6 protein-coding genes are annotated in these 6,000 nt (G+C 68.8%); all 6 read right to left on the bottom strand.

The genetic code is table 11. The features are described from left to right. Positions 1 to 312 precede the first annotated feature (312 nt). The 6 genes from GWK61_RS28940 to GWK61_RS28915 all read right to left on the bottom strand — a co-directional run bounded on the left by GWK61_RS28940 (position 313) and on the right by GWK61_RS28915 (position 5,831). Complete coding sequence (locus tag GWK61_RS28940) at positions 313 to 759, bottom strand: hypothetical protein (protein ID WP_194913699.1); 447 nt, start codon at positions 757 to 759, stop codon at positions 313 to 315. Next, positions 747 to 1,226 carry a DddA-like double-stranded DNA deaminase toxin gene (locus tag GWK61_RS28935; RefSeq protein WP_194913697.1) on the bottom strand — a complete coding sequence of 160 codons (480 nt, stop codon included), beginning with the start codon at positions 1,224 to 1,226 and terminating at the stop codon, positions 747 to 749. Before GWK61_RS28935 ends, GWK61_RS28940 begins: the two co-directional genes overlap by 13 nt. A gap of 158 nt (positions 1,227 to 1,384) precedes the next feature. After that, complete coding sequence (locus GWK61_RS28930; protein WP_194913690.1) at positions 1,385 to 2,374, bottom strand: phospholipase D-like domain-containing protein; 990 nt, start codon at positions 2,372 to 2,374, stop codon at positions 1,385 to 1,387. Positions 2,375 to 2,889: 515 nt separating this feature from the next. Continuing rightward, complete coding sequence (locus GWK61_RS28925) at positions 2,890 to 4,413, bottom strand: hypothetical protein (protein ID WP_194913688.1); 1,524 nt, start codon at positions 4,411 to 4,413, stop codon at positions 2,890 to 2,892. Then, positions 4,410 to 4,925, bottom strand: a complete 516-nt coding sequence (locus tag GWK61_RS28920) for a SigE family RNA polymerase sigma factor (protein WP_194913686.1) — start codon at positions 4,923 to 4,925, stop codon at positions 4,410 to 4,412. The genes GWK61_RS28925 and GWK61_RS28920 overlap by 4 nt, the downstream gene beginning before the upstream one ends. An 81-nt stretch (positions 4,926 to 5,006) precedes the next feature. Continuing rightward, positions 5,007 to 5,831 carry a universal stress protein gene (locus tag GWK61_RS28915; RefSeq protein ID WP_194913684.1) on the bottom strand — a complete coding sequence of 275 codons (825 nt, stop codon included), beginning with the start codon at positions 5,829 to 5,831 and terminating at the stop codon, positions 5,007 to 5,009. Between the last annotated feature and the right edge of the window lie 169 nt (positions 5,832 to 6,000).

Below are 6,000 nucleotides of genomic sequence, written 5' to 3'. Positions count from 1 at the left end.
TGGCGGAATCAAGCCGCATCACAGCTGCTGTGGTCCAGCTCCGTCCGGCTTGACACCGCCAAACCGGGCAGGTTGGCTGCGCCCGCTGACGCGGCGAGGGACCCAGAACCAACACCCCGCATGGTCCGGTCGGACCCCCTCACCACATGGTCGGCCGCGCGCGGCCCGTCACCAACCACAGCCGCCAAGGCGCCAGTTCTCATCAGAGTCGGCAACCTGGCCGCACCGGCCCGCGCGCCGCCCCGCTCATGCCAGCCGCCGGCCCGCTGCCGAAATCAGCAGCGGGCCGGCGGTCCGGTAGTGCCTAGCGTGTCAAGCCGCGAACAGGTCGTCCGTGAACCCGGCGGCCTCCAGCAGCCCTCCGCCGGTCATCCAGCTGCCGATCACCTCCACCGCCAGCTCCCGGTCGATGAAGCACACCGTGCCGACCTCCAGGATGTCGTCGAACCACACCTGCTGGTCGGTGCCGTCCAGGGGCCTGTCGCTGTGCGTGATCGTCTGGGCGAAGTCCTCGTCCGTGTGGATGAGCGCCCAGCCGAAGGGTGCCACGCAGATGCCCAAGGAGTCCGCCGGGGCGTCCGGCGTGCGCTGGAGCGTCAGGCCTGGGTAGGAGCCGAAGTCCTGCTCCCGGTAGGTCGCTGCTACTGCGTCCGCTGTGGCCGCGACTTCGGCGGCGCTTGTGACGTTCGTGCCGGTTTCTTCCTTCTCGGTGGGGTCCCAGTACCGCAGGTGGTGCGGCGGATTTTCTACTCGGTCCATCCCGGCTTCCCTCCGGTGAATGTCCAGGTCCTGACGCCCCCGTTGCCGTCGGGGAAGTGGACCCTGAGTGTAGCTCCGTCGGGCAGTGTCTTGTGGAGCACGAACCTGCGGAAGCCTCCGGTGTCGCACGGGATCTTGTTGATGTAGAGGTCGGCGTCGGTGACGTCGGTCAGTTGGCGCATGATGCCGGCCGCTTGGCCCTCGACATGTGCCACGGTGAACGTGCGGCCCGTGCCTGGTCCGCCGGGGAAGTTGTTGACCTGCTTGAACCAGGCGCCGGGGCCCTGCTTGCCGCTCTTGAGCGCCACCTCGTAGCCGTCGTCGGTGGTGACCTGGTCGCCCTTGGCGGTGTGGACCGTCAGGTCGTAAAGGTCGGTGTCGTAGTTGACCAGCACCTCGGAGGCGGTGCTGTCCTTGGTCTTGCCGGTGGCGGGGTCGGTCGACTTGACCTTGTCGCCGGGCTTCATCTGGCTGATCGGCTTGCTGCTGCCGTCGGCCAGCTCGACCTTCGTGTCGGGGTGAAGCTCCCGGAATCCCTTGGTGAGACAGGCTCGCCGCGTTCGCTGCCGCCGATCGGCGGTCGCGAACGCGGCGAGGGCTACCGCTGTTTCTGCGCTTGTGGCGCCTACTGCGCGGTCCCGCCGGAGTAGTCCGAGCTGAACTGGGTCTCTATGGTGCTCTCGACGCCGGTGTCGGTCAGGATGATGCCGAGCTCGCGGTTGTTGGTCAGCGAGTTCGAGGTCCAGTTCACCGAACCGACCTCGACGGCCGCGTCGGACTGGCCGTAGTCGGCGACGACGGCCTTGGCGTGGATGTACAGGCCGGTGGTGCCGGAGTAGCCGACGACCGAGCCGCCGGCGTTCTTGATCTTGGTGACCGCGCTGCTCCAGGACGACGGGTCCTCGACCACGACGCGCACCGCAACGCCCGCCTCGGCCTTGGCCACGACCGCGTTGACCAGCGCCGAGTCGCTGAGCTCCTCCTCCTCGATGTCCAGCGTCGAGGTCGCGCCGTTGATCACCGACAGCAGCCGGGACTGCGAGTCGGTGGGCGACCAGAGCAGGTTGTCGCCGTCGCTCGGGGTGATGTCGCTGCCGCTGAAGTCGGCGTTGAAGACGGCCTCGATCGCGGAGACGTCGTTGGAGTCGCTGTCGACGACTCCGTAGTCCCGGCCGGTGCTGTAGTACTGCGCGGTGAGGTTGCCGCTGAGGATCATCGACTGCGAGCCGTCCACCGTGATCGTCTTCTGGTGGGTGTAGACGAACGAGGTGGAGGACCACGCGACGCTGACCCCGCCGTTGGTCAGGGTGTCGTAGGCGGCCTGGTTCTTCGACTGCTGGGCCTGGTCCAGGATCACCCGGACGGTGACGCCGGCCGCCTGCAGGTTGACCAGGTCCTGCTCGGCGGTGGTGTCTTCGAGCTCGTACATGGTCAGGTCGAGGCTGGTGGTCGCGGAGTTGATGAAGGTGTAGATGGTGGGCTGCCCGCCGGAGGTCTGGTCGAAGACGAACGGCGTGTAGGTGCCGGCGGCGGCGTGCGCCGGGTAGGCGACGACCGTCGAGGCGAGGGCGAAGCCGGCGATCATGGCGGTCTTGCGGAACGTGTGGGCGTTCATCGCTGGGTGATCTCTCCTTCTGCGGCTGTGTCGCGCCCGGAGATGGTGGGCGCGGATCCCGTATCAGGGGGCGGAGCCCAGACCATCACTGGACCCTCACTCAGCACACTGAATCCAGATGGAGATTCCATGTCGGTTCTGCAACGATTCCATGAACTGGGTTATGGAAGCGTTGACTACTCCGATATTCTGGAGGGCTGGGGTTGTACGAAATTTGCCTCTGAACGCCACGACTGCCGACGGCAATGCGTGAGCCGAGACCTCCCCCCGGACGCCTCGGCTCACGCAGGTCACACGGTCTACGACTAGAGCCGCCGCATCCCCTCCATGCGACGTCGTCGAACCCGCATTCCCCGAATACCTTGAGGCTATGCGGGGGGCTGTCCGCGACGTATCCGTGGAACTACCTGACATGGTCAGTCATTTACAGTCGGTGCCGTTGAGCTGTTGATCCGTCGAGCAAGGCATGCAAGAACCCGAGCACACCGAAGCATGCCCGGGCTCCTGAGCGGTCCTCAGTCCTTCGCAGTCCAATGCGAAGCAGCCGCCTTGGCGACGTCCGACAACCACGCCTGATCCGTCGGCGCCGACAGGTCCGGCATCGCCTGGCCCTGCGTGATGTCGACCCGCAGAATCGTGTCCCCGAACCGCATCCACACCGTCACCGTGCCGGTCCCGACCCCGTTCTCGACGAACGCCTCGTCGCCGATCCCCTTCGGGAGATCCTTGACAGTGTCCTTCGAATACAGCGAGCCGTGCTGGTCGCAGCCGCCCTTGGCCTGGCTGCGCGCCGTGGCCATGGTGCTCGGCCCGGTCCCCGCCGGCAGCGGGTACTCCAGCTCCGAGACCACGACCTTCTTCGCGCCGGGCGCGGTCACGGTGTACCTCGCCATCCGCCCCTGCTTGGCCAGCGGGTTGACGTCCTTGTAGTCGCAGCCGTTGTCCATCGGCAGGTCGCCGGTGCCGCCGCTCGACGACGCCGGGTCGTACGTCGCGTCCGCCCCCAGATCGCTGGTCTTCAGGAACTGCTTCGGACCGTTGCCGGACGCCTTCGGCTTGCTCGTCGGCCCGAGCGACGGATCCGACAGCACCACCGCCAGCTCCTGCTCGCTGAACGGGTTCGGCTTCAGCACCACCGACGGATCCGGCGCCCGATCCATCTGCGCCAGGTCCGCCCCGAGCGTCGTCTTCCAGCTCGCGTAGTCGGTCCAGACGACCGCGATCCCGCCCCCGTTGTTCGGATACTCCCGAACCGCCATCGTCACCGTGCCGTCGCCGTCCGGCGTCGAGGAGCTGTCCACCTTCGAGCCGTCGGGCAGCACCGTCGACGTGCACTTCGACCAGTGCGGCGCGTGCGCGGGCGGCGTGGACTGGAAAGCGTCCAGCAACGCGTAGCCGCAGGGGATGTTGTCCCGGCTGACGTCCGGCTCGTCGTACACGTTCCGGCCCAGCCGGTCCGAGGTCGCGGCGAACATGATCGAGAGGCTGCCGTTCGGCGCCTTCGATCCGACCGCCGGCACCGGCACCTTGCCGTCGGTCGTGTAGACCGACGAGGCGGTGATCGTCGAGATCTCCATGGCCGAGGAGTTCCCGTCGGCGGCCGTCTGGTAGTGCAGGTGGGGAAAGCCGGAGGCCGAGACCATGCTCCGCAGGTGCGAGTGCGCAGGGTCCAGGACGTCGATCAGCCCCGACATCTTGTCCACGGCCGAGACCGGAAGGACGTTCGAAGGCCCCTTGCCGGAGCCGCTCACGGAGATCGCCGCGTAGTCGAACACGCTCGTCGACTTGGGCGTCCCCGGCCCCGGCGCGGCCGACCCCGCGCCGACGATCCCGCCGAGCCCGATCACCACCGCCGCCGTCACCGCGAGCGCGCCGACCGCGCCGCCGCCGACCGAGACGGTCCGCAGCCGCCGCCGACGCCGGCCGCCGGCCGCGATCGTCGCCTTGTCCGGGGTCCACGCCGGCTCCGGCTCGCGGCTCGATCGGGTGAGCACGTCGAGCATCCAGTCCTGGTCGTTCATCCGAGCTCCGCCGTTCATGCCAGCTCCTCCGTCCGGGCGAGCAGGGCCGGGTCCACGATCGCGCGCAGACTCGCCAGGCCCTTCGACGTCTGGCTCTTCACCGTCCCTGGCGAACAGCCGAGCAGACGTGCGGTCTCCTCCACGCTCAGGTCCTCGAAGTAGCGCAGGACGAGCGTCGCGCGCTGCCGGGGCGGCAGCCGCCGCAGCCCGCCGACCAGCACGTCCCGCACCCCGTCCGGCTCCGGCCCGGGCGCGATCACCTCGGGCAGCACGGCCGTGGGCGCCTCGCGCCGCCACCGCGCGCGCCGCTTCTCGTCGATGCACGCGCGCAGCAGCGTCTTGCGCAGATACGCGTCGAACGCCTCCTGCCGCCGGACCCGTTGCCAGGAGGCGTGCAGTTTCATGAAGGTGACCTGCACCAGGTCCTCGGCTTGGTGCCAGTCACCGCACAACAAGTAGGCCGTACGCCGCAATGCGTGCGCACGCCCGGCGACGAGTTCGTCGAACTCCGCCTCGTCCGGACCCCGCATCCACCCCTGCCCTTCCTGGAAAACCCGATTGCCGTCGTATCGACGTGGGTGGGGCGTGATCGGGTTGCCCGGCTCCGCAGTTCAGTCGTGCGGGACGACCGCGACGGGACAGTCGGAGTGCAGCAGCAGGGTCTCGGCGACAGGGCCGATGCGTACGCCCTGGCGCTCCTCAGTGCCGCGATGGATGCCGACGACGATGAGGCCGGCGTAGGTCGTCGCGCCAGTGAGGAAGCCCGTGGGCGCGCCTTCGACGAGCTCGTGATCCGTCTCGACGTCGGGGTACTCGGCCTGCCAGGGCTTCAGCAGCCGTCGCAGCGCATCCTCCGCACGCTCTGCCGCTTGGTCCGACGCGTGGCCGAGTACGGCCCCCAGCGCGCTGACGACTTTCAGCCGCGCCCCACGGAGCGCCGCTTCGGCGAAGGCGACCGCAAGAATCTCCTCCGCAGCGTGCCCGACGTCCACGGCGGCCACCACGGTCCCCCGCGTCCGGTGCTCCGAGCCGCGCACGACCAGGGACGGACACACGGCGCGCGCCACCGCACGCAGGGCGACCGAGCCGAGGTGGAGGCCGTTGAACCCGCCGTGGCCGTGGTGCCCGACCACCAGCAGGTCGGCTTCGGCGGACTGGTCGGCCAGCACGGTCGGGACGGGACCGGCGACGGTGCGGGCTTCGACGCTCAGGCCGGGGTGGCTTGAGCGGACGCGGTCGGCGGCCTGCTCGGCGATGTCGGGGGCGGCGGGCTCGTCTGACGGCTCGGACAGCTCCGACGGCTCAGACGGCTCGTGATGGAGCACATGTACGACGGTGAGCACGACCCCGCGCCGATCTGCCTCCCCGGCCGCCTCGGCGAGCGCCCGCTCGCCGGGCGGCGTCTGCTCGTACCCGACGACGACACCGGACCTCATGACTCGATCTTCCCCTCGGCCCGCACGACCGGCAAGAGCGGGCCCTCCGGCTTTCCGTAGCGCCAAAAGGGTGAACTCACCCCGGCTGGCCACGATGCTTCGTCCTAACAAATACGGCTGTTGATCAAATGGCGTACCTACCGCGCCGCATCGTCGCGGAACGACAGGA

It is taken from the genome of Catenulispora rubra (genome assembly GCF_015356825.1).
Lineage (GTDB): Bacteria > Actinomycetota > Actinomycetes > Streptomycetales > Catenulisporaceae > Catenulispora > Catenulispora rubra.
This window is presented reverse-complemented; position numbering and strand designations above follow the sequence as displayed.